This window comes from Candidatus Tisiphia endosymbiont of Micropterix aruncella (genome assembly GCF_965178575.1).
Taxonomy (GTDB): Bacteria; Pseudomonadota; Alphaproteobacteria; order Rickettsiales; family Rickettsiaceae; genus Tisiphia.
Genome location: NZ_OZ238268.1, coordinates 1,151,801 through 1,177,542, shown reverse-complemented (window position 1 = coordinate 1,177,542; position 25,742 = coordinate 1,151,801). Strand labels below are relative to the sequence as shown.

22 protein-coding genes and 1 pseudogene are annotated in these 25,742 nt (G+C 31.7%); 15 read left to right on the top strand and 8 right to left on the bottom strand.

Features of this window, described 5'->3' with window-relative positions; genetic code table 11:
* Nucleotides 1–7 precede the first annotated feature (7 nt).
* The gene (locus ACN1AG_RS05810; protein WP_367364182.1) at nt 8–337 is read left to right on the top strand and encodes an A1G_07140 family DUF167 domain protein; all 330 of its coding nucleotides are present in this window, start codon (nt 8–10) and stop codon (nt 335–337) included.
* Nucleotides 338–354: 17 nt separating this feature from the next.
* Nucleotides 355–2,214, top strand: a complete 1,860-nt coding sequence (gene htpG / locus ACN1AG_RS05805; protein ID WP_417904673.1) for a molecular chaperone HtpG — start codon at nt 355–357, stop codon at nt 2,212–2,214.
* 708 nt (nt 2,215–2,922) lie between these two features.
* On the opposite strand, the gene ACN1AG_RS05800 is transcribed toward htpG, so the two are convergent.
* Nucleotides 2,923–5,106 carry a hypothetical protein gene (locus ACN1AG_RS05800; protein WP_417904672.1) on the bottom strand — a complete coding sequence of 728 codons (2,184 nt, stop codon included), beginning with the start codon at nt 5,104–5,106 and terminating at the stop codon, nt 2,923–2,925.
* Nucleotides 5,103–5,882 carry a hypothetical protein gene (locus ACN1AG_RS05795; RefSeq protein WP_417904671.1) on the bottom strand — a complete coding sequence of 260 codons (780 nt, stop codon included), beginning with the start codon at nt 5,880–5,882 and terminating at the stop codon, nt 5,103–5,105. Before ACN1AG_RS05795 ends, ACN1AG_RS05800 begins: the two co-directional genes overlap by 4 nt.
* Before the next feature lie 338 nt (nt 5,883–6,220).
* Here ACN1AG_RS05795 and ACN1AG_RS05790 point away from each other — a divergent pair, with 338 nt between their 5' ends.
* From ACN1AG_RS05790 to ACN1AG_RS05780, 3 genes are all read left to right on the top strand, one after another.
* The gene (locus ACN1AG_RS05790) at nt 6,221–6,352 is read left to right on the top strand and encodes a hypothetical protein (RefSeq protein ID WP_417904670.1); all 132 of its coding nucleotides are present in this window, start codon (nt 6,221–6,223) and stop codon (nt 6,350–6,352) included.
* A 94-nt stretch (nt 6,353–6,446) separates the two neighbouring features.
* Complete coding sequence (locus tag ACN1AG_RS05785) at nt 6,447–6,680, top strand: type II toxin-antitoxin system prevent-host-death family antitoxin (RefSeq protein ID WP_417904669.1); 234 nt, start codon at nt 6,447–6,449, stop codon at nt 6,678–6,680.
* Nucleotides 6,681–6,868: 188 nt separating this feature from the next.
* Entirely contained in the window at nt 6,869–7,045 is a 177-nt protein-coding gene (locus tag ACN1AG_RS05780) for a hypothetical protein (protein WP_417904668.1), read from the top strand.
* Between the two features lie 300 nt (nt 7,046–7,345).
* Here the strand turns inward: ACN1AG_RS05780 and ACN1AG_RS05775 are convergent, their stop codons facing one another.
* The 4 genes from ACN1AG_RS05775 to ACN1AG_RS05760 form a co-directional block, all read right to left on the bottom strand.
* On the bottom strand, nt 7,346–7,819 hold the full coding sequence (locus ACN1AG_RS05775; RefSeq protein ID WP_417904667.1) for a hypothetical protein: 474 nt from the start codon (nt 7,817–7,819) through the stop codon (nt 7,346–7,348).
* Nucleotides 7,820–7,939: 120 nt separating this feature from the next.
* On the bottom strand, nt 7,940–8,866 hold the full coding sequence (locus ACN1AG_RS05770) for a S49 family peptidase (protein WP_417904666.1): 927 nt from the start codon (nt 8,864–8,866) through the stop codon (nt 7,940–7,942).
* 3 nt (nt 8,867–8,869) lie between these two features.
* A complete protein-coding gene (locus ACN1AG_RS05765) occupies nt 8,870–9,565 on the bottom strand; it encodes a TlpA family protein disulfide reductase (protein ID WP_417905602.1) in 696 nt (231 codons plus the stop codon).
* A 183-nt stretch (nt 9,566–9,748) separates the two neighbouring features.
* Nucleotides 9,749–10,375, bottom strand: coding sequence for a dioxygenase (locus ACN1AG_RS05760; protein ID WP_417904665.1), 627 nt, complete (start codon nt 10,373–10,375; stop codon nt 9,749–9,751).
* A 735-nt stretch (nt 10,376–11,110) separates the two neighbouring features.
* Between ACN1AG_RS05760 and ACN1AG_RS05755 the strand changes: the two genes are divergently transcribed.
* From ACN1AG_RS05755 to ACN1AG_RS05725, 7 genes are all read left to right on the top strand, one after another.
* Entirely contained in the window at nt 11,111–11,635 is a 525-nt protein-coding gene (locus tag ACN1AG_RS05755; RefSeq protein ID WP_417904664.1) for a DUF3576 domain-containing protein, read from the top strand.
* 39 nt (nt 11,636–11,674) lie between these two features.
* Nucleotides 11,675–14,245: a leucine--tRNA ligase gene (gene leuS, locus ACN1AG_RS05750; RefSeq protein ID WP_417904663.1), complete on the top strand. Its 2,571-nt coding sequence runs from the start codon at nt 11,675–11,677 to the stop codon at nt 14,243–14,245.
* A 6-nt stretch (nt 14,246–14,251) separates the two neighbouring features.
* Nucleotides 14,252–15,280 carry a DNA cytosine methyltransferase gene (locus tag ACN1AG_RS05745; protein ID WP_417904662.1) on the top strand — a complete coding sequence of 343 codons (1,029 nt, stop codon included), beginning with the start codon at nt 14,252–14,254 and terminating at the stop codon, nt 15,278–15,280.
* Nucleotides 15,281–16,201, top strand: coding sequence for a HaeIII family restriction endonuclease (locus ACN1AG_RS05740; protein ID WP_367364127.1), 921 nt, complete (start codon nt 15,281–15,283; stop codon nt 16,199–16,201).
* A gap of 83 nt (nt 16,202–16,284) precedes the next feature.
* Nucleotides 16,285–16,743, top strand: coding sequence for an NUDIX domain-containing protein (locus ACN1AG_RS05735; protein ID WP_417904661.1), 459 nt, complete (start codon nt 16,285–16,287; stop codon nt 16,741–16,743).
* A 76-nt stretch (nt 16,744–16,819) separates the two neighbouring features.
* Nucleotides 16,820–17,266 carry a hypothetical protein gene (locus tag ACN1AG_RS05730; RefSeq protein WP_417904660.1) on the top strand — a complete coding sequence of 149 codons (447 nt, stop codon included), beginning with the start codon at nt 16,820–16,822 and terminating at the stop codon, nt 17,264–17,266.
* Nucleotides 17,267–17,278: 12 nt separating this feature from the next.
* Nucleotides 17,279–20,269 (top strand): AAA domain-containing protein, encoded by a 2,991-nt coding sequence (locus tag ACN1AG_RS05725; RefSeq protein WP_417904659.1) that lies wholly within the window; start codon nt 17,279–17,281, stop codon nt 20,267–20,269.
* 37 nt (nt 20,270–20,306) lie between these two features.
* On the opposite strand, the gene ACN1AG_RS05720 is transcribed toward ACN1AG_RS05725, so the two are convergent.
* Nucleotides 20,307–21,503 carry an MFS transporter gene (locus ACN1AG_RS05720; protein WP_417904658.1) on the bottom strand — a complete coding sequence of 399 codons (1,197 nt, stop codon included), beginning with the start codon at nt 21,501–21,503 and terminating at the stop codon, nt 20,307–20,309.
* 355 nt (nt 21,504–21,858) lie between these two features.
* Here ACN1AG_RS05720 and ACN1AG_RS05715 point away from each other — a divergent pair, with 355 nt between their 5' ends.
* The 3 genes from ACN1AG_RS05715 to ACN1AG_RS05705 are packed head-to-tail and all read left to right on the top strand — an operon-like array spanning nt 21,859 to nt 25,169.
* Nucleotides 21,859–22,596 (top strand): hemerythrin domain-containing protein, encoded by a 738-nt coding sequence (locus ACN1AG_RS05715; protein ID WP_417904657.1) that lies wholly within the window; start codon nt 21,859–21,861, stop codon nt 22,594–22,596.
* 34 nt (nt 22,597–22,630) lie between these two features.
* Nucleotides 22,631–24,070 carry a UDP-N-acetylmuramoyl-L-alanyl-D-glutamate--2,6-diaminopimelate ligase gene (locus ACN1AG_RS05710; RefSeq protein WP_417904656.1) on the top strand — a complete coding sequence of 480 codons (1,440 nt, stop codon included), beginning with the start codon at nt 22,631–22,633 and terminating at the stop codon, nt 24,068–24,070.
* A gap of 28 nt (nt 24,071–24,098) precedes the next feature.
* A complete protein-coding gene (locus tag ACN1AG_RS05705) occupies nt 24,099–25,169 on the top strand; it encodes a hypothetical protein (RefSeq protein ID WP_417904655.1) in 1,071 nt (356 codons plus the stop codon).
* 102 nt (nt 25,170–25,271) lie between these two features.
* On the opposite strand, the pseudogene ACN1AG_RS05700 reads toward ACN1AG_RS05705, so the two are convergent.
* Nucleotides 25,272–25,727 (bottom strand): annotated as a pseudogene (locus ACN1AG_RS05700) (transposase); the annotation flags it as partial.
* Nucleotides 25,728–25,742 lie beyond the last annotated feature (15 nt).

Sequence of the window (25,742 nt, the reverse complement as noted above, 5' to 3'; positions counted from 1 at the left end):
CAATATAATGAGTAAGATTTTTAACTATAACCCCAATAAGAAATTAGCCATTATTGCTCTTAAGGTTAAAGCTAACGCAAAGACAAATAAGATAGGCGAGTTTGTCATAATTAATAATCAATATCATCTAAAATTATCTATAAAAGCAGTTCCAGAGGATGGTAAGGCTAACGATGCTATTGTCAATTTTTTATCCAAAAAATGGAAAATTTGTAAAAATAATTTTGAGATAATATTAGGTCACACTAATAGTTTAAAACTCTTAGCAATAAAAAATATTGAATTAGACTATTTAAATTTACATTTAAAGCATTATATACATAACATCGAAGTATAGTATTTTATAGGACTTATATGACCCAAGAAAAAAAGAAGTTTGACGCTGAAGTTGGTAAGATTTTAAACTTAATGATTCATTCTCTTTATAGTAATAAAGAGATTTTTATGCGTGAATTAATATCTAATTCTTCTGATGCTTGTGATAGATTAAGATATTTATCACAAAGTGACGCAAAGCTTATTGCAGATGATCCTCACTTTAAAATTACTGTCAGAATTGATAAAGATAAAAGGCAGATTATTGTTAGAGATAACGGTATTGGTATGAACCGAGAAGATTTGATTGATAATCTAGGAACTATCGCAAGGTCTGGTACAGGAAATTTCTTAAACAATCTGTCTGGAGATGCTAAAAAAGACAGTATGTTAATAGGACAGTTCGGGGTTGGGTTTTATTCAGCTTTTATGATTGCTGATAGCATCACCGTTACCTCAAGAAAAGCAGGAGAAACAAAAGCTTATGTTTGGCAGTCAGATGGTCTTGGAGAATATACTGTAGATGATCTAGACCATGATTTTACAAGGGGAACTGAGGTGGTTATTCACGTCAAGCAAGATGAAGATAGTTATATTGATCATTTTAAATTGAAGCATATAGTTAAAAGTTATTCTGATCATATAGCCATACCTATATATTTTATTGATGAGTCAACTGCTAATGAAATACAACTTAATTCAGCTTCAGCATTGTGGACAAGACCTAAGTCTGATTTGACTTTTGAGCAATATAAAGAATTTTATAAAACGCTGTCTTATTCGCTTGATGATCCTTGGTTAACTATTCATAATAAAAATGAGGGTACAGTTGAATTTACTAATTTGTTATTTATTCCGTCAACCAAGACTTTTGATTTATTCCACCCTGACCGTAAAAGAAGAGTAAAATTATACATCAAAAGAGTTTTTATTTCTGATGAAAATATAGATTTAATACCTTCTTACCTAAGATTTTTAAGAGGAGTAGTAGATTCAGAAGATTTACCTCTAAATATTAGTCGTGAATCTTTGCAGCATAATAGTACTTTAGAAAAGATTAAAGTAGCTATAACTAAAAGAGTCTTGAGTGAACTTAAAAAGAAAAAAGACGAGTCTATAGAGGAATACAGCAAATTTTGGTCCAATTTTGGAGCTGCTTTAAAAGAAGGATTGTGTGAAGCAACTAGTGATCATGACAAATTACTTGAAACATGTATATTTAGCAGTAGCCTTTTAAATAAGATGATTAGCCTTGATGACTATATTAGCAACTTTAAAGAAGGGCAAGACACTATATATTATCTTAGTGGTGATGATCCAGCAAAATTACTTTCTAGTCCTCAAATAGAAGGATTTTTAAGTAAAAACATAGATGTACTTCTTTTTACTGATACAGTTGATGATTTTTGGGTTAATGTCAATAGTAGCTACAAGGGTTATGCCATTAAATCAGTTACTAGAAGTGATATTGATTTAGAGAAATCTGAGCAGAAAATAGAAGATGTAAAAGACGAAAATGATGAATATATAAAATTAACGGAATATTTTAAAGAAATATTAGGTGATTTAGTAAAAGATGTAAGGATTTCTAAAAAACTTACTTCAAGTCCAGCTTGTCTCGCCGTTGGAAACGGAGCTATGGATATTCGTATGGAAAGGTTCTTAATTGAACAAAAACAATTAATAGCAGCCTCTGCTAAAATATTTGAGCTAAACCCTAAGCATAAAATTATTGAGAAAATTAACGCTGATGTAATCTCAAATAATAAGGACTATGCTAATGAAGAATTGGTTAGATTAATGTATGACCAAGCCTGTATTTTAGAAGGTGAGCCAGTCAATGATACTGGCGGATTTGCAAAAAGACTTAATGATATTATGCAAAAAGCTATCTTATAAACTTAATTTGGGAATTGACACTAACAACCGCCAAAAAAAGTACGGTAAAGAAACTATAAGAATGTTACAAACAGAATAATTTTTAGTAATTTTATTATCAAAATTTGAAGGCTAATTCTTCAAATTTGTTAATTGCCAACTAACCTGTGCATCTAATTGTTCTACAAAATTATCTTGTGCTTCATTGGATTGCTTGTTTAACTCTTGGTATAATTGTTGTTTGCTTAAACTCCTCTTTTCTAGATTAATAGAAAACTAACTTGCACTAAGCTAAATGCTATAGCTAGGTTAATGATTATTATATTAAACGTTTTCTCAATATTATCTTGCATTCTAGTTGTGTATCTCAATAATGTTGCTTTTTAAGATTCTGCTTTAACTAATTTAACCTCAGTTTGATGTAAGACATCGGTTTAATAGCCTAGGGTGTCATCCCTGCGAAAGCAGGTATCTAAGTAGATCGATGTACTTATATATTTAAGATGTACTTTAAATTGGTAAATCTTAGTATTGTCAGATCTATAAAAGCAATTTATCAGTTACATCAAATAGATGTAAAATATGTTTCAGGTGTTATAGATTCATTTTGTAATATATTTTTATAAAAAGCTAGGCATATTTTTAGCAAAATTTAGCTTTGCCCCTGCTTTTGAATGGTCTTCCACTCCGTATCAATTAATACATATAACTGGAATGGGGTACTCGACTTTATTTTGGCTTTACATAATAATGATAAGGAGTTAATAGAGTATATTCATTATTTTTATAATATCTATGCAATATAATAAAAGCTTCATAAGATGATTTTGGGGCGTTATAAGATCTCTTGGTCATTCTTACACACAGATGCAGCATTTCAGGGATAAAACTCTTATTTTTAAATTTATTGTAACTATCAATACTTGAATGACAAAAATAATCCGCTTTATTAGAAAGATTTGTCTTGAAAAAAGACCATTCTTTTTTAGCTAGTTCTTTAGCTTCTTTTGTTAAGAATTCTCCATAATTATTTAGATCAAAATTTTCTAGATACTGGTCATCCCACCAATTCTCACTATTCATACTCAATTCTGTTAAATTTAGATTCTTTTGATAATAAAAATTGTTGCGCCATAAATATGGTTTGATAAATATATTTAAACCAGGAGAACTCATTATAATCAAGTGAGCTAATTTCTGTTTAACTTCTAAATTTTTCTCAGATAAAAATCCATTAATAACATCATTTAATTCCGGATTTAACTTTACCAAAAGAGAAGATATATTTTCAGCTTCTGATATTTCTCCCAATAATATATAGCGTGTCCAAGCACTACTAATTAGGCGTTTCTTTAACCATTCTGGTATATTATAATCTAGAACTTCAGTAAGCATTTTAGTAGGGACATTTTCAATAAGATTGTTGCTCTGTTTTATTATATCCATAATTTTTCCTGATGGATTCTCTTGATATGAATTATTATAGATATTATATAGTACAGGTTGTACTATGTAAGTTAAATATTCTTGATAATTTTTGGCGGTATAGGAACGTAAATAATGGAATAAATTTACTTCATAAGGTGTTAAATTAGGGGTTTTTAAAACTTTTGCTGTAATATTATCCAATAGTTTGTAATTTTTTTCAGATAGGGCAAGTTTGGATAAATAATATTGAGTTAATATGTATCCTTGCGTATTTTCAGTAATTTCTTGTGCTTTTTGGATAACTTCTTGAGCTTCCTGCGATTTAATATCTGATAATTTGATCTTTTTTAAAGATAGTATCAGCCAAGGTAATGAATTATAGTTTTGCCATTTTTTATATATATTTAAAAAATTATTTTCAGTATAAAAATAATTTGTCCATTCTAAAAATGGGTGATTAGTAATAAGCTCATATTTTAATTTTATAGTATAATCATTATAATCTAATACTAAATATTTAAAATCATTATAACCTTCTGCACTTATTTCTTTGGAGATTAATTGTTCAGTGAGTTGTGTTAGTTCTTTATTTATATCTTGTTTAATTAAAAAATATTTTAATAATTTATCTATTTCAGCTTTAAAAGGTGATGTATTAATTAAAGGTTGTAATTTTTTATATAATGCAAAAAAATCATTATTATCTTTATTTTGATATTTTATTTGCCTAAAAAGAGAACGAAATATTAAATAAAGAGCTAAATCTTTATATTGAGAATCACTCTCTGATATTTTGGTAAATAATTCACTACTAGTATCATAATGCATAGCATAGAAATAAGCTGAAGCAAGTTGGTAGTTATAATCATCTAATTCTTCTTTTGTTACATTTTCTGACAAAAGAGTAGGTAGTATTAATACGTTCTGATCACAGTTATTAAATACTTTATTTTGGTTAGATACCCATTGTTTTATTTGAGAAGCATTATATTTCTTGCTTTTATCATTAAATAATTCTACAGCAAAGGTAAAAGAGTTGTTCAAGCAATTCTCAAAATAGAAACTAGTTTGTACCTGATTTTCTTCGTTGCTAACTAATTTATATGGCGAAAAATAGTTTTCTTCATCAACTATTTTATGACTATTTTCTTGCCATATATTTCGTGAGTCGACCTGTTCGTTCATTGGTTTAGATAAATTATCTAGGTTTTCTGTGCTAGGTGAATTATTTGATAAATAACGATATGCTAGAATTAGCCCTAGTAGATTAGTTTTATCAGGCAATATTGCTATGGAACCTCTAGCAAAATTTTTTAATATTCCTTCTTGTCTTAAAGGCAGGGTTATATTAAAGGTATCTTCTTCATAAGGGAAAGACCTTGTTTCGATTGTAGTCATACAAGCTAAGCTAATATGCATGAAAAAGGTAATTAATATTAGAGTCCCTGCATAAATCAATTTAATTGGTGTGTTTTTAGATTTCATGGTTGAATATTTTTTGTTATTTTATAATATGTTTCTTTATTCCATTTATCTTTATTAAATAAAAAGATATTAAAGTTTGTTGGTACAGTAAGAACATCATCTGTCATAAGACCAATATAATTTTGACATTTTTTGCTACGCCAATTTTTATTATCAGTAAAAAATTTTTTTACTCGTCTTATATCTTGATTTTCTCTTCTACCTTGATACACCATTGGTACGGCATATTCTATTGAAAGCTTATCTATCCAATTATCAAACATACACCATGAAGATAAGGCAGTAATAGAAATTTTTCTATTGTTTTTTACTAATGTTTCAATTAGTTGAGAATAAATTTTTCTTTGATTATAAGTGGCATCAAAATCTAATTGTATCAATTGTCTAGGTTTAGATGCAGATAAAATAATATTGCTTAAATCAGTTAAACTTTTTGCGTTTAGTTTTCCTTTTGCTTGCATTTCTAAACGAAAAACTGGAATAATAAAACTATTAGCTGCTGTTGTAAGAGTATTTGTTCTTGGCATAATTTTTATCTTATCTAGGTCTATATAGATGGTAGCTATTAAGGATGCAATGGCTGTATTATTATCAATAAATAATAAGTCATCTGATCTATGCCAACTCCATAGTGTTAGATTAGGTGTTTTATCGTGTGTAAGAAAAGAAATTGTACAATATAAAGCCATAGTTAGTGGTACTATTAAAATAATTATCAAGTTTTTATATGATAAACTTGGTATATATCGAGCTATAAGTTCTAATGCTCTTAGCATAGCAATTATCTTTTTAAAAAAATTAAATATTTTTTATCTGTATTTTATATAAATAAAAAATATTATTGATTAATAACAAATAAACGCTTTTGTTGAATAAGTTTATGGCACACTTCAAGTAATCTACGCATACAAGAGTTCTATCACATCTGTAAATCGTGGTCTAGCGAAAATCGTAAAACCTCAGGTTTTGGACATTATAATGCCATGAGCATAACAAAATTCTCAAAAATAGCAGCAAACAAAATACAATGAACTGAAAGAATTAGACAAAAAAGAGAGTAGTTAAGTTTCCGTAATAAGTTAGAATAAAAGAGTTAAACTTACAAGGGACAAATATGAAAAATAAGGTAAGAATTTTCAATGCCGAAGAAAAAACAAAAATAGTGCTAGAATTATTAAAAGAGGATATTACATTAGCTCAGCTATCATCGAAATATGAAGTTAATGCGAAGAGTATCCGGAATTAGAAGAGTCAATTTGTAGCAAATGCAACATTAGCTTTTGAACCTTCTAAAGTATTGAGTGAATATCAAGAGCAAATTAATAAGCTAAAGGAACAAAATGATGAAAGTGAAAACAAAACTAAGTGAGATAATACAAAATGCAGTTAACGATGGTTCTCAAGAAATTAGTGTTAAAGGTAAAACTATGGCTGTTATAATATCAATAAACCAATATGTTGACTTAATTTCTCCAAAATCCTCTTTTGTTCAATTTTTACAAAATTCTCTGCTAAGAGGATTGAAAATTGATCTTGAAAGGGACAAAAGTTCTTGTCGAGAAATTGAGTTGTAATTTAAATGAGTTACTTAATTGATACAAATGTAATTTCTGAACTTATCAAAGTAAAACAAAATACACGGATAGTAGAGTAGTTTAATGCTGTACAAAATCGAGATTTATATTTAAGTGTTTTAACCATAGGAGAAATACGCAAGGGAATTGGCAGGATTATAGATATAAAAAGAAGAGAAAAGGGTTGTATGTGGTTGGATCAAGAGTTAACATCGTGTTTTGCCGGTCGTATTTTACCTATTGATCAGCAAGTAGCTAATAAATGGGGAGTAATACAAGCTCAGTCAGATAGAACGTTACCAACTGTTGATAGTTTAATTGCTGCCACAACTTTACATTTTACGTTAATTCGGGATAAGGATTAGTAAAAATAGCAGACATATATACACTACGAAGAGCAATTAATGTATGAATTCACAGAAATGCAATTTATACATATCCAAAATCTTGTATTAGTTATAGCTAAAGCATTTTTACTAATCCTTATCCCGAATTGACGTAACTTACAAACACTAGGAGCTAAATCACCTGAAAAGGCACTGAAGATAGTTAAGGAAACTATAGGATATTTTATAACTATTTGTATTCGCTTAGAAATACCAACAGCCGAGCAGCAACTAATAAATCTATGTTACAAAAATTTGCCTATTAACTCCATACCGGCTCTAGACTATACAGTTTTTTGAGTGGATAGTTTTAGCTGTTTTCGTTAAGTTTTCAAAATGCAATAATCCGTAAGTAAAACCAATGATTATAGGAATCATAATAAACCATATTCCCCAATTGCCAAAACACTCAACAAGGTAGACAAAACCAAAAGCACTGATAACATATATCATAGCACGAGATACAGAAAATGTCATGCTAGCATAGGTAAAACGTTTAAATATAGGAAAGCTTTTTAAACAAATAGGAGTAGCGGGGTTTAAGCATTGTTTCCATAAGACTATAAAAAATTGAATAAAAAATAACTGATAAGGAGAATTAACATTATTCAATAAATACGGACAAAATATCATAAAAATAGAAAATATTAACAGTACAATTTTCATGATTAATAAGGAGATACTTTTAAACTTAAATAACATAATATTAATATACGTTAATTCGGGATAAGGATTAGTAAAAATAGCAGACATATATACACTACGAAGAGCAATTAATGTATGAATTCACAGAAATGCAATTTATACATATCCAAAATCTTGTATTAGTTATAGCTAAAGCATTTTTACTAATCCTTATCCCGAATTGACGTATTACCGTATATTAAACCTATCATAACTAATCTTATTCTCTACCGATTCAATCAATGTATCAGAAAATTCTTGCACGAAATCTTGCCTTACTATACCAAACCTCTTCTTAATCCACGATTGTTTAGCAGATATATATTTAATAGTTACATCACCATATTTCTGTTTTATGAAACTATACATATCATCTATACCATCAATTAAACCAAAATCAACAGCAGTTTCCCCAGACCAAAATGCTCCATTAAATAAAATATCATCTTCTTGTGTTAACTTACCAATACGACGCTCTTTAACATAATCTATAAAATGCCCGTGAATCTGTTTTTGTATATGCTTAATAATTTCAATATCCTCCTCTTGCACTGGTTGAAATGGATCGAGAATAGATTTATTTTTACCTTCTGCATAAACCCTCCTTTCTACTCCAAGCTTATTGATAGCAACAGGAAAACCAAAACCAGCCGAAACCACTCCTATACTACCAATAATTGAACTCTTAGATGCATATATTTGGTCACCAATGCAAGCAAGCCAATATCCACCAGATGCCGCTACATCTTCTACAAAACTATAAATTGGTATTTTCTTTTCCCCAGCTAATGACCTTATACGTTTGCTAATCAGTTCAGATTGTACAGGTGAACCACCTGGAGAATTGATAGTTAAACACAAAGCTTTAAGATTTTTGATCTCAAAAGCTTTGTCAATTAACTCATTTAGTGACTCAATGCTGAGTCCTGATTTTACTGAACTTACTTTACCTATAACCCCACTAAGGCGAAGAACAGCAATTACCGGCTTTGATGCCTTAGAACCTATTCCAGGTAGTAATGAAAGTAATTGCTCTAACTTACCTATTTGACGTTTAGCAATTACCTGATCAAATTTTGCCTCAGCAATTGAATTTTTATTATGTTCTATGTGCATTAGTTACTCCTTATTATCGTTTTTAGAAGCATTATTTTCCTCATTATTCTGTTGTATTTTTGGTTTTTCATCTTTGTTTTCCTGCTCTTCAGACTTTAACTGTTTATTAACCGGTTGATTAAGCGTTTGTTCCCGATAACTATTTTTAGGTTCTGGGTGGTTTCCAGGAATATTTGACAAAATAATATTGCGAATTTCTTCATCATACCAATTAATAGTACCAACAAAACTTACTAACATTTTTCCATTTGGATTAATTAGAATAGCAGTTGGTAGACCAACTATTGAAAAAGCTTTAAATAGTTGATTCTTAAAATCATGGTAAATTGGCAGATATCTTATATCATAATCTTTATAATATTTTTGGATAATTTCTATTCCTTGGTAGTCTTGTGATACAGGAATTATCGCAAATGGCAGCTTTCTAAAATCTTTTTGCAATACATCTAAATCAGGCATTTCTTTAATACAAGATGCACACCATGTTGCCCAAAATACCAATAATATCGTTTTTCCTTCAAAATTATCAAGAGAATATTTTTCTCCTTTATCATCAAAGAAAACCACCGTATCAGGAACACTAGATAAATCAAGCATTTTAACACCTGATTTGATCTGATCTAATGCAAAACTATTAGTGCTGATCAATAAATATGTTACAATTAAAAAAAATCGTTTACTATATTTTTTAATATGCATATAAATAACAAATATATTTCCAATTAATTTATTTATCATCATGAAAAACAATATTTTTTTATCTCTAATATTATTAAGCTGCTTAATCTTAACTTCTTGTGGATTAAAAAAACCATTAGAAAACCCACCTTCAGAAAATCCAGTTGCAGAAGATTGTTGCGGAGGGTGTGAACACTCAAAACATTAATATCTTTTGAAAGTTCGTCCCGGCATTACTACGTCAAATTCATACGTTTTAATGCCATCTAGTGCAGTGGACAAAGCATGACTAACTTCTCCGCAATTTTCTAAATTAGCCCTTGAATTAGATAAATATAGCTTTGTTTGTAGCTGTCCAAGATATAGGTGGTCGACTCTAATGTTTACATTAGGCGTTTCACGCGAAACTCCACTAGGATATATAGTAATAAAATAAAATTCCCCTTTATTATTAGTAGTAGCGATGCCAGATCCGGTAAAACTTGATTTACTTACAAGGTTTAGCATTTTTTTATTGATACGAGTACGAAGTGGTATGTATGGATATTTTCCGTCACTTCCAACCTGCCATAAATATATTTTTGCATCTGCTACTGGAACGCAATCTTGGTCTAATAATCTACCCTTTACTATAATTTTTATACCACGATAGACTGCTTGTTGTCCTGTCTTTCTAAGTAAGTTATTGGATAATTGGAATTCTTCCGGTTCGTAATCATTCATTGCACTCTTAGTGATCTTACAACAATTAAGCTTATTAGGATAAAACTTAGATTCACTGGCTATAGCAATAGTGGAATACAAACAGATTAAAAATAACAAATTTCTCATTTTTTACCATTTATGTTTAATAACTTACCCCAATTCAGGATAAGAATTAACTAATTCTTATCCCGAATGGGCTTTAATATAAGGAAAAATGCATTCTTAAAGCGGCTAACGCGAATGCATTTTAAACCTTTCTAAAGCTAAAAACATGATTTTAATTTTTTAAAATCATGTTTTTAGCAAAATATTAATTTAACAATCAGATGCAGAGCCGTCTCAAATCTGATTGTTTCGATAATTTTACCGAATTTGGGATAAGAATTGACAAATTCTTATCCCGAATTCGCATAACTTCTATTAGAAGATGGATATTCCACATTTTCTTATAGAGATTTAAATTATCGTATCCTTTATTCTTTTACAACTATATTATATTTATTTTGTTAATTAAAGAATGGGGCTATCCTTTACATCACGTGGTTCTTATGGTACACTGAAGCTAAACTACTTGAAATAATACCATTTCCCATTATTAACTACGCTATTTAGTGCTACAGTTGTAGTACTAATGTCAAAACGATGTCATCCCAGCTTTCGCTGGGATCTAATAATGTTTAATAGTCTTTTAGGCTATTTTTTTAGATTCCGCACCGAAGCGGGAATGACAGCTCTGGGTAGTAACTACAACTGTAGTATTAGCGTAGTTAATAATGGGAAATGGTATAACACGAATTCGGGATAAGAATTAACTAATTCTTATCCCGAACTGGGGTAAATAGTAAAAAAATAAAATCATTTATGAAAACACACTTAAAACAAACTATTATTGGCATAATGTTAGCTTTATTTCTTTTTCCAACTTCCACAATTGCAAGGAATGGAGACTATCCCAAAACTGTGCAAGAAAGAAATATGGATGAAATGGGGTCGATAGTTGGAGGAGAAGGTTTGGTGTTTAGACCAAGTAGAATCAAAAATGAATCTACCAAAACTGTAGGCTGTAACGTTAATAAATATTTATGGCAAGCTTCTATAGAAACCTTAAGTTTTGTGCCTCTTGCTTCAACCGATTCAGTCGGCGGAGTCATTATTACTGAATGGTATAGTCCAAAAGGACAAACAAATTTTCGATTTAAAATAAATATTTTTATTAAAGATAACGTTATTAGCCCGAATGCCATCCAAGTAAAAATATTTGAACAAACACTTAAAAATGGTAATTGGCTAGACAATCATACTACTTCAGACCTAGCTAATAGCATAGAAGATAAAATTTTAAGAAAATCTAGAGAATTATATATTAGTGCTGAAAGAAAAGAATGATATACTTGCTACAATAAGGATAGTTTACAATACAAATTTATGAGAGATATTGAAAAGAAATGGCAAAAAATTTGGCTTGAGGAAAAAGCTTTTGCTGCAACAAACGATAGCGACAAGCCTAAATATTACGTACTTGAAATGTTACCCTACCCTTCTGGGAAGATTCATGTCGGACATTTACGTAACTATTCTATCGGAGATTGCATAGCTCGTTTTATGAAATCACAGGGCTATAACGTATTACACCCTATGGGTTGGGATGCTTTCGGCTTGCCAGCAGAGAATGCTGCCATCAATAATAACTCTAACCCTAAGGACTGGACTTACTCAAATATCACAACTATGCGAGATCAGCTAAAATTAATTGGTTTTTCATATGATTGGTCGAGAGAAATAACAACTTGTAATCCGGATTATTATAAGCATGAACAAAAATTCTTTTTAGAACTTTATGAAAGAGGTTTAGCATACCAAAAAGAATCTTTAGTCAATTGGGATCCTGTAGATAACACTGTTTTAGCTAACGAACAAGTAGTAGATGGTCGTGGATGGCGTTCGGGTGCTTTAGTTGAAAAACGACAGCTAAAACAATGGTTTTTAAAAATCACTAATTACGCTGAAGAACTGTTAAATGAAATTGCAAAACTGGACTCTTGGCCTGATTCTGTTAAATCTATGCAGGAAAAATGGATAGGCAAATCGGAAGGAGTAAATTTTAGTTTTAAAATACGCTCCTCCTTATGTCATCCTCACGAAGGCGAGTATCTAGATTCCCAACACAGCTCGAATGACAGTGCGATAGAAGTGTTTTCTACTAGACCAGAAACTATCTTTGGAGCAAGCTTTGTTGCGATAGCCTATAACCACCCAATAATTGGGCAGTTAGTAGATAAAAATGATGCTATAATATCTTTTATTGAAAAATGTTCGCAATTAGACACTAATGTTGTAGTAGATAAAGCTGAAAAAGAAGGGGTATGTACTAACCTTTTGGCCATTCATCCATTTGATCCTAGCATTACTATCCCTGTTATAATAACAAATTTCGTACTAATGGATTACGGTACTGGAGCAGTCTTTGGATGCCCAGCACATGATGAAAGAGATCATGAATTAGCCAAACAAATGGCATTACCAATAAAGCAAGTAATAATTAATAAGGATATTCAAATAGACGTATACTCGGAACCTTACACTGGTGATGGTATCATGATCAATTCAGACTTTCTGAATGGTCTTGCTGTCCAAGATGCTAAGCAAAAATCTATAGAAGAACTTGAGAAACGTGGTTTAGGCAAACGTACCATTAACTACCGACTAAAAGACTGGGGAGTGTCTAGGCAAAGATTTTGGGGCTGTCCTATTCCAATAATCTATTGTTTGACTTGTGGAATCACACCAGTACCTAAAGAACAATTGCCGATAACCCTACCAAACGATGTTACATTTGATGGGCATGGCAATCCTCTTGATTCACACCCTACTTGGAAACATACTAATTGCCCAAAATGTCAGAAACCAGCTATTCGTGAAACTGACACGTTAGATACATTTTTTGAGTCTTCTTGGTATTTCACCCGCTATTGTAATGTAGATGCAAAAGATATGACTGACAAACAAGCCTGTGATTATTGGTTACCTGTTGATCAGTATATTGGTGGCATTGAACATGCAGTAATGCATCTTCTTTATGCAAGGTTTTTCACTAAAGTAATGAGCGAACAAGGCTATCTTAATATTCGTGAACCCTTTACTAGTTTGCTGACTCAAGGTATGGTATTACATGCTACTTATAAAGATGCCAATAATAATTGGTTGTACCCAAATGAGGTAACAAAACAATCTAATAAGTGGGTTCATAAAAATACAGGAGAAGAAGTATTTCAAGGACGAATAGAAAAAATGAGTAAATCCAAAAAGAATGTCGTGGATTTAGAATCAATATTAGCAAACCATGGTGCAGATGATATCCGGCTATTTGTACTCTCTGATAGCCCACCGGAGAAAGATTGTGAATGGTCAGCAAATGGTCTTGAAGGGTGCAGCCGTTTTATTAGTAAGTTAGAAAATATGGCTGAGATACTAATTAATAGTGAAATAACAGAGACTCCTAGAAATAGACTGAATAAACTAACAAAGCTTACTCATCACACTATTAAGCATGTTACCAGCGAGATAAGGGAGTTTAAGCTAAATAAAGCCATAGCAAGGATGCGGGAACTATTTAATGCGTTGTCAGATGAAATATCTAAGGGCAAGGAAGCTGATATTGATAGTATTAAAGAGGGTTTCAGCATCTTGATTATATTACTTAACCCATTTATTCCACATATTACAGAAGAAATTTGGCAAAAATTAGGTAAAAAGCAAAGATTATATCAAACCCCTTGGCCTTCTTTCAACGAATCATTCTTAGAACTAGAATCTTATACTATGGCCATCCAAGTTAATGGTAGGCTGAGAGCCACGCATGAATTCGCTGTTGTGGCAAGCAATATTGAAATTCAGAACACAGTAATGCAATTACCAGAAATTCAAAAACACTTAAATGGTAAAGAGCCTAAAAAATTTATTATAGTACCAAAAAAAATAGTAAATATTGTGGTGTGAATAAGGATGAAATACAATGTCAATAAAAATGCTACAGTTAAAACAGCAAAACAAAAAGAATCTGCCTCAAACATTACTCTTATTTCATTATTTGCTGGTGCAGGTGGTATGGATATTGGTTTTGAAAAAGCTGGGTTCAAGACAATTTGGGCAAACGAGTATGATAAAACAATTGCCCCTTCTTATCAAAACTACTTTCCTGAATCAAAGTTTGATGGGCGTTCTATTTTGGATATTCCAGATGAAGATATTCCACTTGGTGCAACAGGTGTTATTGGTGGACCGCCATGTCAATCATGGTCAGAAGCTGGTGCCAAGCGTGGACTTGATGACTTAAGAGGTCAATTATTTCACGAATATATCAGGGTTATTAGGCATGTACAGCCAAAGTTTTGTGTTGCAGAAAATGTTCATGGAATAATCCATTCAAGAAATATTGAATCCTTTATGAATATCATAGATATGTTCAAAAAAGAAGACTATGAGGTTAGTTGGAAGTTGTTAAAAGCAAGTGACTACGGTGTAGCCCAAGATCGCGAGCGAGTTTTTATAATTGGTTATCACAAATCTTTGAACAAAAAATTTGAATTTCCTAAACCTTTGGGAAATAAAACCACTTTAAAACAAGTGATAGGTGACCTAGCTAATCTAAAAGTTGGAACAACTAGAGAAGTTAAAAATCATGAGCTAATTGATTCAGGCTATTCCCCAATTTTTATGTCGAGAAATCGAGTGCGAGGTTGGGATGAACAATCATTTACTATTTTGGCAACAGATAGACATATTCCATTCCATCCACAAGCTCCTAAAATGATAAAAGTTGATGGACAAGAGTTAAGAAAATTCGCTCCTGGTCATGAAAACAAATATCGAAGATTAACAGTCCGAGAATGTGCACGAATTCAGACATTTCCAGATGATTATGAGTTCATTTATACCAATATCAGAAACGGCTATAAAATGATTGGTAATGCTGTACCAGTAAATTTGGCGTACTGGGTAGCCAAATCAATTAGAAAGGACTTGGGGGTATAAATGGCTACGCAAACAAATAATGGCAGAGCTTTTGAGTGGGCGGTAGGCTTAGTACTTAAATTACAAACAAATATGTCAATTGAAGAAAATGCCTATTCAGAAATTAATGAGAAAGCATTTTATGAAATAGCAGATAGGGACAAATCTGATTTCCTGAATGCAGCTACTATCGCCATCGAACATATTATGTTGAAAGAAAAGGTCTTCTTTGAATCCGGTAACAATGGATTAATTTCATTTAATAGTGATACTGCAGGTAAGCAGGGTGATGTACGAGATGTGTTGATAACAATAAATGGCAAAACATTCGGCATATCTTGTAAAAATAATCACAAAGCCTTAAAACACCCAAGGTTATCAAGAACAGCTAACTTTATTAAAGAATGGAGTATTGATGACTCTGGCTGTAGTGATGAATATTGGCTCATTGTCACAACAATCTTTGATGAGTTAGCTAAAATTAAAAACGATTCTAATGGAACTGCATTATGGAGGGATGTTATTAATAAACCATCTCGCTTTTATTGGCCGATATTGGATGCGTGGAGCAATGAAATAAGTAGAGTGTGTGCCATCAGCGAGATAAAAGAGATTGAACTTTGCAAGACAATTATATCTTTTATCGTTGGACGTTTTGATTTTTACAAAATCATTAGAGAAGGAAAAAAACGGGTTATTGTACAAGGGTTTAATTTAAATAATACCTTATCTATCAAACGTACAAAGCACCCAACATGTATTAATGCAATAAACAATAAGAATGGTGGTCAATATTCAAAAACCATCGTATTTAACCGTGGTTATAGCATCAACTTTAGAATCCACAATGCAGAAAGCAAAGTAACTCCATCTCTTAAATTTGATATAACTGCTATAGGTTTACCAGCAAATGAGATTTACCAGCAAACCTTTGATTTATAATTATATTACAGGAGAACTTTGGCAAAAAGGAAAGATTATCATAATACCCTCAAAAATAGTAAATATTGTAGTATGAAGATGTGATGATGGATAAAATTCATGTTATAGCAAGGGCTTATATAAGAGATAACGACTATATATTGGTAGCAAATAGTGGTAAACATCTATTTCTTCCAGGAGGACATGTTAAGTATGGAGAAACAATTTACAGAGCATTATCACGAGAACTAGCAGAAGAAGCTGAAATATCTAACCCTATAATCAACGATTTTATAGGAGTGGTAGAAAATCTTTGGAATAATAATGGGAAACCATTCCATGAACAGTCTTTTGTATTTAAAGTACATTCACATAGCCTATCTAAAAATAAAGAAGTAATATCAAAGGAACAACACTTAACTTTCCATTGGAAGAAATTTAGCAACCTAGCACATAAAAATTTTCTGCCAATCGGTATGTATGATTTCTTAAAGGAATACGAGGAACAAAAACAACCAAAGTTTCTTTCTCTTATAAATGATCAATTTACTACCAATTATTAAGCAATTTGTAATTAAGACTATTTTGTAACAAAAAAACCTCTCCTTAACATTTTCTACTAATATTTTTCCCAAAAACTTGAAAAATAACTTAGTGTTCTCAGGTTTTAGTAATACACTGAAAATGGACTGTGTAATAAAGTTATGTAAGAAGTTTAATACAAAAACTTGGAAAGTGATTAGAGAGATGAGTGAAAAAGTTCAAGAAATTATAAAGGCTGCTTTCCAGTATATCTTATTTTTCATATTTGAAGTGTGGCAAGTAATCAAATATTTTATACGACGACTATATGTTTGGCATATAGTTTCCGTACGCAATAGGTGGCATCTTAGTAGAAATGGAAATTACTATAACCCAATACTAGAAGCTACCGTTTATCAATGGTCACCAGGATGGAATATAGCAAGATTTGGTATCCACTACCAAGGATATACCTCTAAAATACATGCTCAAGAATCTGCATTTAAAATGTGGATGAAAGAACGATTTCATAAAAACAACTCAACGAACTTCTTAGAACATTAAATTGCTAATAAAATGAAAAAATTAACTACGCAAGAAGCATGTGACGTTTTATCAGCTTGGACTGTCTTGGAAATATTAACGCCTCAATCATTTAATAAACCAGAAGACCTAGTAGGAGGAAATAAAGAATTAGTTGTTTTATTAGATAATAGACTACCTTGGGAGAATGGCGGTGAAAAATTGCCTCCTTATCTCCAATTATTCTATCAAATAATAATAGGTTCAATTAATCTTAAGAATGTATTTTCCACTCTAACTAAAAAATATGGTGACACAAATGTAGAAGCAAAATATGTATCAGGGGAAGCCATTATGGGTGTAATTATTGTAGATCAATATGGTCATCTTATTAAAAACGATAGTTCTGTTAATATTTCAAGTTTTGCATGGGGTGTTCCTCAAGCTTTAAAAGGAAATCTTAAAAACTTAGGTAAATGGTCATCAACTGAAAAAGATACTGAAATAGCTCTTGAAACAATTTTGTGTAAAAGAGATAAAAATGGTCAAAAGCTTCCCTTGAATAAAGTAGTAATAGATGAGGCTCATAATTACCTTACTAATACTTTTGAGATACCAGCAGAAATGCTAATAAATAAACAATTTGCTATCAAGAGTTATGAATCAAGTAAAAAAGATACCCCTACTAAAACTTTACTACTTAACAGCTTTTACCTAAATGATCTAATTAAAGCTAGTAATTTAATTCAAAAGCCAAATGTTCAAACAAACCTCTTGCAGTATTTAGGTGTGAATATCCCATTAAAGCGTTATAATATCCTAGATCCTTCTGTTTTACAAAATATTCTTTCTCCCAAAAACATTCCTACAGCAAGATGGCCTGGATTAGGACGACATCCTTTAGTATTACTTCAACAGGCTGTAGTTAATTTATCCATGACTGAACTAAAAGACAGTGGAATTCTTGCAATTAATGGACCACCAGGAACAGGAAAAACAACTTTATTACGTGATATTGTTGCAAAATTAGTCACAGAGCGAGCAGAAGCGTTACTGAAGTTTGCTGATCCTGAAAAAGCTTTTACCGATTCAGGACACAAAATAAAAACGGGACAGAGTTGGTTAAATCTCTATAAATTAGATAAGAGTCTAAAAGGTTTTGAAATATTAATTGCATCCTCTAACAATAAGGCTGTTGAAAATATTAGTGCTGAGTTACCTAGTTTAAAAGCTATTGCAAACGATGCGAATGATTTGCGTTATTTTACAGTTCTATCTGATTTAGTATTTGGATGCAAAAGTTGGGGTTTGATTTCAGCAGTACTTGGAAATATTGCTAATTGTAATAATTTTAGTAAAAATTTTTGGTGGAATAATGATTTTGGGTTTTTAACATATTTAGCAGAAGCAAGCGGAATGCCACAGATATTTGAAATTAAAGATCCAAAAACCGGCAAAATCCTTGAACGTAGAAAACCGAGAATTATTGAAGAAAGTGATCCCCCACATAATCACAGTGATGCTTTAAAACGTTGGAGACAAGCTAGTACAGATTTTAAACATGTATTACAAGCAAGCCAAACTAGACTCTCTGAATTACAAGAAATAAAAAATCTAGTTCAAGATTTAGCAAATCTAGAAAGTGGATCAGAACAGGGGCGAACGTTAGAAGAACTTTTATTAGAACATTATAAATCAAAACCACATGTTATTTGGCGTATTCTAAATACTCCTTCATTTCGTGCTTGGCAAAAAGAAGGGCAAAGGATTGCCCATAAAGAAAGCCAAAAACTTGTTCATTTTGATTATGTAAAAAGAATTGTACCTACATTTGCTAACAAACTTGGATCTCATTTTATTGATAATAATTTATTTTCAAAATCCCATGAAGAAAGGCATATAGTTTCCCCATGGTGTGACACGCAAACACAATCCTTACGCGATGAGGTATTTATTTCTGCTATAAAGCTGCATAAAGCTTTTATAGACGCAGCAGCAAAACCTTTACGTCACAATCTTGGAGTTCTGATGAGAAATTTTGGTGGCTCTTCTAGTGAAATAGATAAAAAAACCGTGGAACTTTTGCCAGATTTATGGTCATCTTTTTTCCTTGTAGTACCTAGTGTATCAACAACTTTTGCATCTATAGGAAGAATGTTAAAAGATCTCCCTACAAATTCTCTTGGATGGCTTCTTATTGACGAAGCTGGACAGGCTCTGCCGCAAGCTGCTGTAGGAGCTATAATGAGAACAAAACGTGCTATAGTTACAGGTGATCCTTTACAGATAGAACCAGTGGTTACGTTACCTAACAATTTAACAAAAAGTATCTGTGAACAATTTTTGGTAGACCCAAATCGTTTTAATGCACCAGAAGCATCAGTTCAAACCCTATCAGATTCTGTAACTTCATATTTTTCTGAATTTAATACCAAAGAAGGAAGTCGTTTAGTCGGTGTACCTTTATTGGTTCATAGGCGTTGTGCAGATCCTATGTTTAGTATTTCCAATGCAATTGCCTACGAAAATTTAATGGTACAAGCAAAAAGTCCCAACAATTCTCCAATACGTAACTGTCTTGGTCCTTCTATGTGGTTTGATGTTCAAGGTCAAGCACTAGATACATGGTGTCTAGAAGAAGGAAAAAAGGTAGTTGAACTATTATATAAATTAAAGAGTGCCTCAATATTCCCAAATCTATATATTGTAAGCCCTTTTAAACTTGTTGCAGGTAATTTACGCAAAATTATAAAAGATCATCATGTTTTAGATTCTTGGATAACTACGGATACGAATCTTTGGCTTAATGAACGAATTGGAACAATACACACTGTACAAGGACGAGAAGCTGAAGCGGTAATTCTAGTATTAGGGGCTCAAGCACCAAACCAAAATCAAACTCGGATATGGGCAGGTAGATCTCCTAATATCTTAAATGTAGCAGTTACACGTGCTAAAGAAGTTATCTATGTTATAGGAAATAAGAGCTTATGGAAAGAAACAGGAGTATTCAAAGAACTAGACTGTAAAATTAGAATAGATTGATATTTATTATTCAGTAGCACTTCTCCAATTCTTTAAATCATTTGAGTATACTCTTCACCGCCCATATGGTAACTAAAGTAATCATTACAATATAAACTCCTATGGCTATAGAAGAGCCAGTGAAATGCCAAAGAGCTATACACACTGCAGGGGTAAATCGTCCAAATATTGAAGTGCCTAAAGCATCACCAATACTGACCAGCATATATTTATCTGAGCCATGGAATAAGCTATTAAGCCAATAATTTAGTGGGCATAAGAAAGTTACCCCTAACGTAATAATCCATAAACGGACAAAATTAATATACCATAAGGAAGCATCAGACATATATAACCATAACGGTACTATGCTAATAAATAAAATGCTAGTACTGATGATCATTACATTTGCAGGACGATATTTCTTAACCAAAGACCCTATTATTGGAATCATTGCCGCATCTATAATTAATAAGATTGTATTAAAAGTCATCATCATCTCCAAAGATATAGAGGTAATAAGAGGTATAAAACTATTCATCACGACAAAAGGTATCACATATGTCATATAGGAAAAGCCACTAACTATAGACACACGCAGAATATTGCACTTATTATTCAATATCGTATGTAAAGTATAAGATTTTTGTTTTATTACATTCTGAAACATATTGGAATAACGTCTAAGATAAACCCCTACAATCCCAGTACTTCCTCCCAATATAAAACATAAACGCCAATATTCATGATGATTAGAACTAATTAGAATGGTACTTACAAAAGAGGCAATAATAATGCCAAACATTGTTGACAGTTGGTATAGATAAGATGCTTGTATGCCTTTAGTCTGTACCTTATTTTCTAAAATATATAATTTGGCAATAGCACATTCTCCTTCGGCAAAAATTCCTTGTATCATTCGAATAATGGTCAACATCAACGGTGAGAACCAGCCAATCGTTTGATAAGTTGGTATAAATCCTATTGATATAGTGGTAATGGCAACGCCTATTAATGAGTAAGATAGAGCTAATGTTGGCCCACGTTTTTTTACAATTATACTAAAAATTACCGAACCAACTGGTCTAGTAATTATGGAAGTTGTCAATACGCTATATGTTAAGATCAAAGCAACTATAGGATCACTCTTGGGGAAAAAGATTGTTGCTAAGATTGGAGCAATAAAACCATAAATAGCCGTATCAAAATGATCTAGACCATTACCTATTAGAATTGATATATCTTTTTTTTGCATAAGAAACCCTAAATTTCTTGTTAACAAATTATCTACTAACTTTACATGGGCTACTATATACTGCTATGATTTCAAGAGTTGGTAGACGATAATATACTCAAATGATTTGAGTATATACGTGGTAAACATACACATAAAAACTAATTAGGCTATATTTAAATTGCAAAAATTATTTAACTATTTAAAAATTACCTTTGCTGCTTTTGTTTTGGAAATATCTACTAAAAATATCTACTAAATTTAGAGTTCTATCTATAGTTATTGGGCAATGCCGAATATTCCTGTAAAAAAATTTACAATGGGGTCGGTATTATGTAGAATGTAAACCTTTAATTTAGTTAAGGAGTATAATCAAATGCCAAGATATGATTTGTATAGAAGTGTACATAAGTTCATTCGTAAGGAGCTGTACCAGTTCGGAGAGAAGCTAGGTAAAACAGATTTTCGAAAAATAGTAGCTGTAACTAGTATTAAAGATTCTTTTGATAATATTGTATTTGATCTAAAAATGCATGCACAAAAAGAAGAAAAATATTTTACCCCACTGTTTAATAAAAAAGGATCAACCGTGCATAAACATGTTGAACAAGAGCATTTCAACCAGCAAGATGAGCTGATGGAGTTTCAGGGGATTTTTGAAAATGCGATAAAAACAGTGGATGATGAAGAACGGGTTATACAGGGCTGCCATATCTGCTCCTTATATGATAAGTTTTTGTCTAACAATCTTCTGCATTTTCATCAAGAAGAAACCATATTAATGCCTGAATTATGGCATCTTTATTCTGATAAAGAGCTGCAGCAGGTTACCATAGATAGTTATAGAGGTCTGCCTAAACATGTTTTATTAGATAGCTCGAGCTTCTTCCCGGTTTTGAATTTTCTTGAAAAGCGTACTTATTTACAAGATCTTAAAGAAGCTTGCTCACCTGAAATGTTTCTTGAAATTTGGAAGCGTACATTAGTCTCAGAAGACTGTTTCACTAATGAAGAAAAATCCGCTTTCGCTACTGAGTTTGATTTGCCCTTAAAAGACACTACTGCAGACAATATAGAACTCCACACCGCAGATCAAGCCTTTGGGGAACTGTAATATGGTAGTGACAACATTTAAATAACATATTATTATGCAGATAATTAATATTTTATGTTGCGACTCTAGACTAGTTAAATCAACTAGTCTATTCTTCGCCATTAAAGGAGCAAGTTCGGATGGTAATAAGTTTATTGATGATGTAATAAACAAAGGAGTAAAATTCATTGTTACCGATGATGCTGAAAGTTTGAAAAACCCTAACATTATCGCTAATGGTGTACATATAACGCTTGTGAGTGATGCACGGGTGGCACTAAGCCAAGCTGCTAATATTCTCTACCCTTTATTACCACAATATATGGTAGCTGCTACTGGTACTAACGGTAAAACCTCGGTAGTATCCTATTGCAAACAGCTATACACATTGCTAGGAGCATCCAGCTGTTCTATTGGTACTATCGGTATAGAATGTCCTGAAAATTTCGATTTAACACCCATCCAAGAGATTTTAGATAAGTCCCCTGCCCTCACTACCCTTGATCCTGTCACTTTCAGACATATTTTACATAATCTAGCTAAGAATAATATAAGATATGTAGCTTTTGAAGCTTCCAGCCATGGTCTAGATCAAGAAAGATTACATGGTATAAAAGTAGATGCTGCCTGCTTTACTAGTTTTAGTCAAGATCATCTTGACTATCATAAAAATATGGATTATTACCTTTTAGCCAAGCTAAAATTATTTACAGATAATTTATCGCAGGCAGGAGTTGCTGTATTAAACTCGGAAATAGAACAATTAGATTATATCAAAAGTTATTTACAAGAACGTAATATAAAATTTTTAACCGTTGGTATGAATGGTGATCTGAAAATTATCAACAGCACAATTTGTACTTATAACGGGCAGAAATATAATTTTACTACCGATATAGTTGGTAGTTTTCAAGCAACCAATTTGCTGATTGCCGTTATGATGGTGCATTTGACTGGCTTTCCTTTTGAACAAGTTATATCGAAATTACCACAAATTAAAGCAGTTAAAGGACGTTTAGAGAGAGTAGCTAATAGCAATATTTTTATTGACTACGCTCACACTCCAGATGCCTTAGAAAAAAGCTTGCTAGAACTAAAAAAAATAAAATCAGAAATATACTCAAATAGGGGTTCATTAAAAGTAATTTTTGGCTGTGGGGGTAATAGAGATAGTGGTAAAAGACCATTAATGGGACAAGTTGCTGCAAAAATTGCAGATAGAGTTATTATCACTGACGATAATCCAAGGAATGAAGACCCAAAATTCATACGGCAGCAAATTATACAAGGTATTATAGCTATCACTAATAGATATATAGAAATAAATAATAGAAAAATTGCAATTACTGAAACAATAAATAATTTACAAGAAGATGATATCTTGCTGATTGCCGGCAAAGGTCACGAAAATTATCAAATAATCGGTAATAAAAAACTACCATTTAGCGACTTCGATATAGCCAAGGAAGCTCTACAAAATAGAAAAAGATTTTGAATTAAAAAATATCAACTAATAAAATTATATGCAAATTTCTAGAATATTATTAATCTCCTTCTATGTGATTCTACCATCCTTATTAACTATACATTTTGTATATGCCACCCCATTTAACCATCCAGAAACATGGAAAAAAGTTGATATCTCAAAATTGCTTAAAACATCTACAATACACCATATAGAACCTATGAGAAAATTTCTCACGGAGAAAGGTAAAAAAGTGGAATTCAATGGAGAAGTTTTTTTAGTTACTTTAGATGATCAGGTAAAAGCTGTTTTTAAAAAATTACCTGCAGATGATTTAGGAGATGCACAAGCTGAAGTAGCAGCATATCAAGCTTCTCTAATTTTAGGTTTCCCTCATATTCCTCCAACAGTAATGCGTAAAATTAATGGAATGACAGGATCCTTACAACTTTACATTGATACTAAAATTGATCCTTTAGTACCTGAAAAGTATGAAAAAGCTCTTCAAGAGGTTTCCATAGAAGATCAAATGAACCTACGAACTTTTTACTTTGTTTTTGGGCAGTGGGATTCTGGACCACATAATTTATTAATATTTAAAGATACTAATAAAACATATTTTATTGCAATAGATAATTCAGGCATTCGTAATCGCCAATATGTTAAGCTTGGTGAACTTCCTTTTGTTAGAGTACTGTATAGTGATAAATTAAATACCAATGATTATGATAAACCATTTCCTTTTAATAAAGCAGAGGTTATTGATCTCCCTAATGAAGAAAATCTAAAACAAAGATTTAAAAAACAAATACCTAATACCTTTTACAAAAATTTTCAGTCTTATAACTACCCTTTTCGGTTTGTTATTTATCAAAATAGCCTATGGATTCAGTATCATGCATTTGATAACAGTTTTATAATATCTTATCCAACACAATGTTATGACGACACTATAAAAGCTATAAAAAAATTAGACTTACCTATTCTTAGAAAGATTTTTACAGCAGCAAAAGGTTCTGATTTTTTAAATAATTCTTACCTTAATGCTATATTAGAACGCCGTGATCAAGTTTTAAGGCATTGCCTTAAAATTAACCGGAAGTTCGATGTAATTTACCTCAAGTATTGATGTAAGACATCGGTTTAATAGCCTAGGGACATATACGATGAAACAATGTCATTCCCGCGTAGGCGGGAATCTACCGTCTTGCTAGTCAAGAAAAAAAGTAGATTAGTATTCATAAATTTTATTATTTTTCACCATAGAATTTAAACAAATAATTACTTTACGCATAACGGCTACTAAAGCGACCTTTGCTTTTTTACCAGCATTAGTCATACGTTCATATAATGCCTTCATTTTGTCATTATGACGCATCGCTACTAAAGCAGCCATATACAAGCTTTTTCGAACAAAAAACCTGCCGCCTCTAATATGAGCCCCATTAGTTTTTTGACCGCTTTGGCTTGTTTTTGGGGCGAGTCCAACTAAGCTTGCAATTTCCTTATTGCTCAGCACACCAAGCTCTGGCAGTTCTATTAGCAAAACACTAGCTGTTTTTTCGCCTATACCTTTATAGCTTATCAGCAAATCATTTTTTGCCTTTAAACTCTTATCTTCCTTTATGGCAGCCTTTATATCTTTTCTAATTTCCTCAAGCTGTTTTTTGCCACACTTTATCATTTCACGTTAATTCGGGAT

Coding starts and splice junctions, on each gene's coding strand:
- ACN1AG_RS05810 (WP_367364182.1), top strand. CDS start 8: ATGAGTAAGATTTTTAACTATAACCCCAATAAGAAATTAGCCATTATT.
- htpG (WP_417904673.1), top strand. CDS start 355: ATGACCCAAGAAAAAAAGAAGTTTGACGCTGAAGTTGGTAAGATTTTA.
- ACN1AG_RS05800 (WP_417904672.1), bottom strand. CDS start 5,106: ATGAAATCTAAAAACACACCAATTAAATTGATTTATGCAGGGACTCTA.
- ACN1AG_RS05795 (WP_417904671.1), bottom strand. CDS start 5,882: ATGCTAAGAGCATTAGAACTTATAGCTCGATATATACCAAGTTTATCA.
- ACN1AG_RS05790 (WP_417904670.1), top strand. CDS start 6,221: ATGAAAAATAAGGTAAGAATTTTCAATGCCGAAGAAAAAACAAAAATA.
- ACN1AG_RS05785 (WP_417904669.1), top strand. CDS start 6,447: ATGATGAAAGTGAAAACAAAACTAAGTGAGATAATACAAAATGCAGTT.
- ACN1AG_RS05780 (WP_417904668.1), top strand. CDS start 6,869: ATGTGGTTGGATCAAGAGTTAACATCGTGTTTTGCCGGTCGTATTTTA.
- ACN1AG_RS05775 (WP_417904667.1), bottom strand. CDS start 7,819: ATGTCTGCTATTTTTACTAATCCTTATCCCGAATTAACGTATATTAAT.
- ACN1AG_RS05770 (WP_417904666.1), bottom strand. CDS start 8,866: ATGCACATAGAACATAATAAAAATTCAATTGCTGAGGCAAAATTTGAT.
- ACN1AG_RS05765 (WP_417905602.1), bottom strand. CDS start 9,565: ATGCATATTAAAAAATATAGTAAACGATTTTTTTTAATTGTAACATAT.
- ACN1AG_RS05760 (WP_417904665.1), bottom strand. CDS start 10,375: ATGAGAAATTTGTTATTTTTAATCTGTTTGTATTCCACTATTGCTATA.
- ACN1AG_RS05755 (WP_417904664.1), top strand. CDS start 11,111: ATGAAAACACACTTAAAACAAACTATTATTGGCATAATGTTAGCTTTA.
- leuS (WP_417904663.1), top strand. CDS start 11,675: ATGAGAGATATTGAAAAGAAATGGCAAAAAATTTGGCTTGAGGAAAAA.
- ACN1AG_RS05745 (WP_417904662.1), top strand. CDS start 14,252: ATGAAATACAATGTCAATAAAAATGCTACAGTTAAAACAGCAAAACAA.
- ACN1AG_RS05740 (WP_367364127.1), top strand. CDS start 15,281: ATGGCTACGCAAACAAATAATGGCAGAGCTTTTGAGTGGGCGGTAGGC.
- ACN1AG_RS05735 (WP_417904661.1), top strand. CDS start 16,285: ATGATGGATAAAATTCATGTTATAGCAAGGGCTTATATAAGAGATAAC.
- ACN1AG_RS05725 (WP_417904659.1), top strand. CDS start 17,279: ATGAAAAAATTAACTACGCAAGAAGCATGTGACGTTTTATCAGCTTGG.
- ACN1AG_RS05720 (WP_417904658.1), bottom strand. CDS start 21,503: ATGCAAAAAAAAGATATATCAATTCTAATAGGTAATGGTCTAGATCAT.
- ACN1AG_RS05715 (WP_417904657.1), top strand. CDS start 21,859: ATGCCAAGATATGATTTGTATAGAAGTGTACATAAGTTCATTCGTAAG.
- ACN1AG_RS05710 (WP_417904656.1), top strand. CDS start 22,631: ATGCAGATAATTAATATTTTATGTTGCGACTCTAGACTAGTTAAATCA.
- ACN1AG_RS05705 (WP_417904655.1), top strand. CDS start 24,099: ATGCAAATTTCTAGAATATTATTAATCTCCTTCTATGTGATTCTACCA.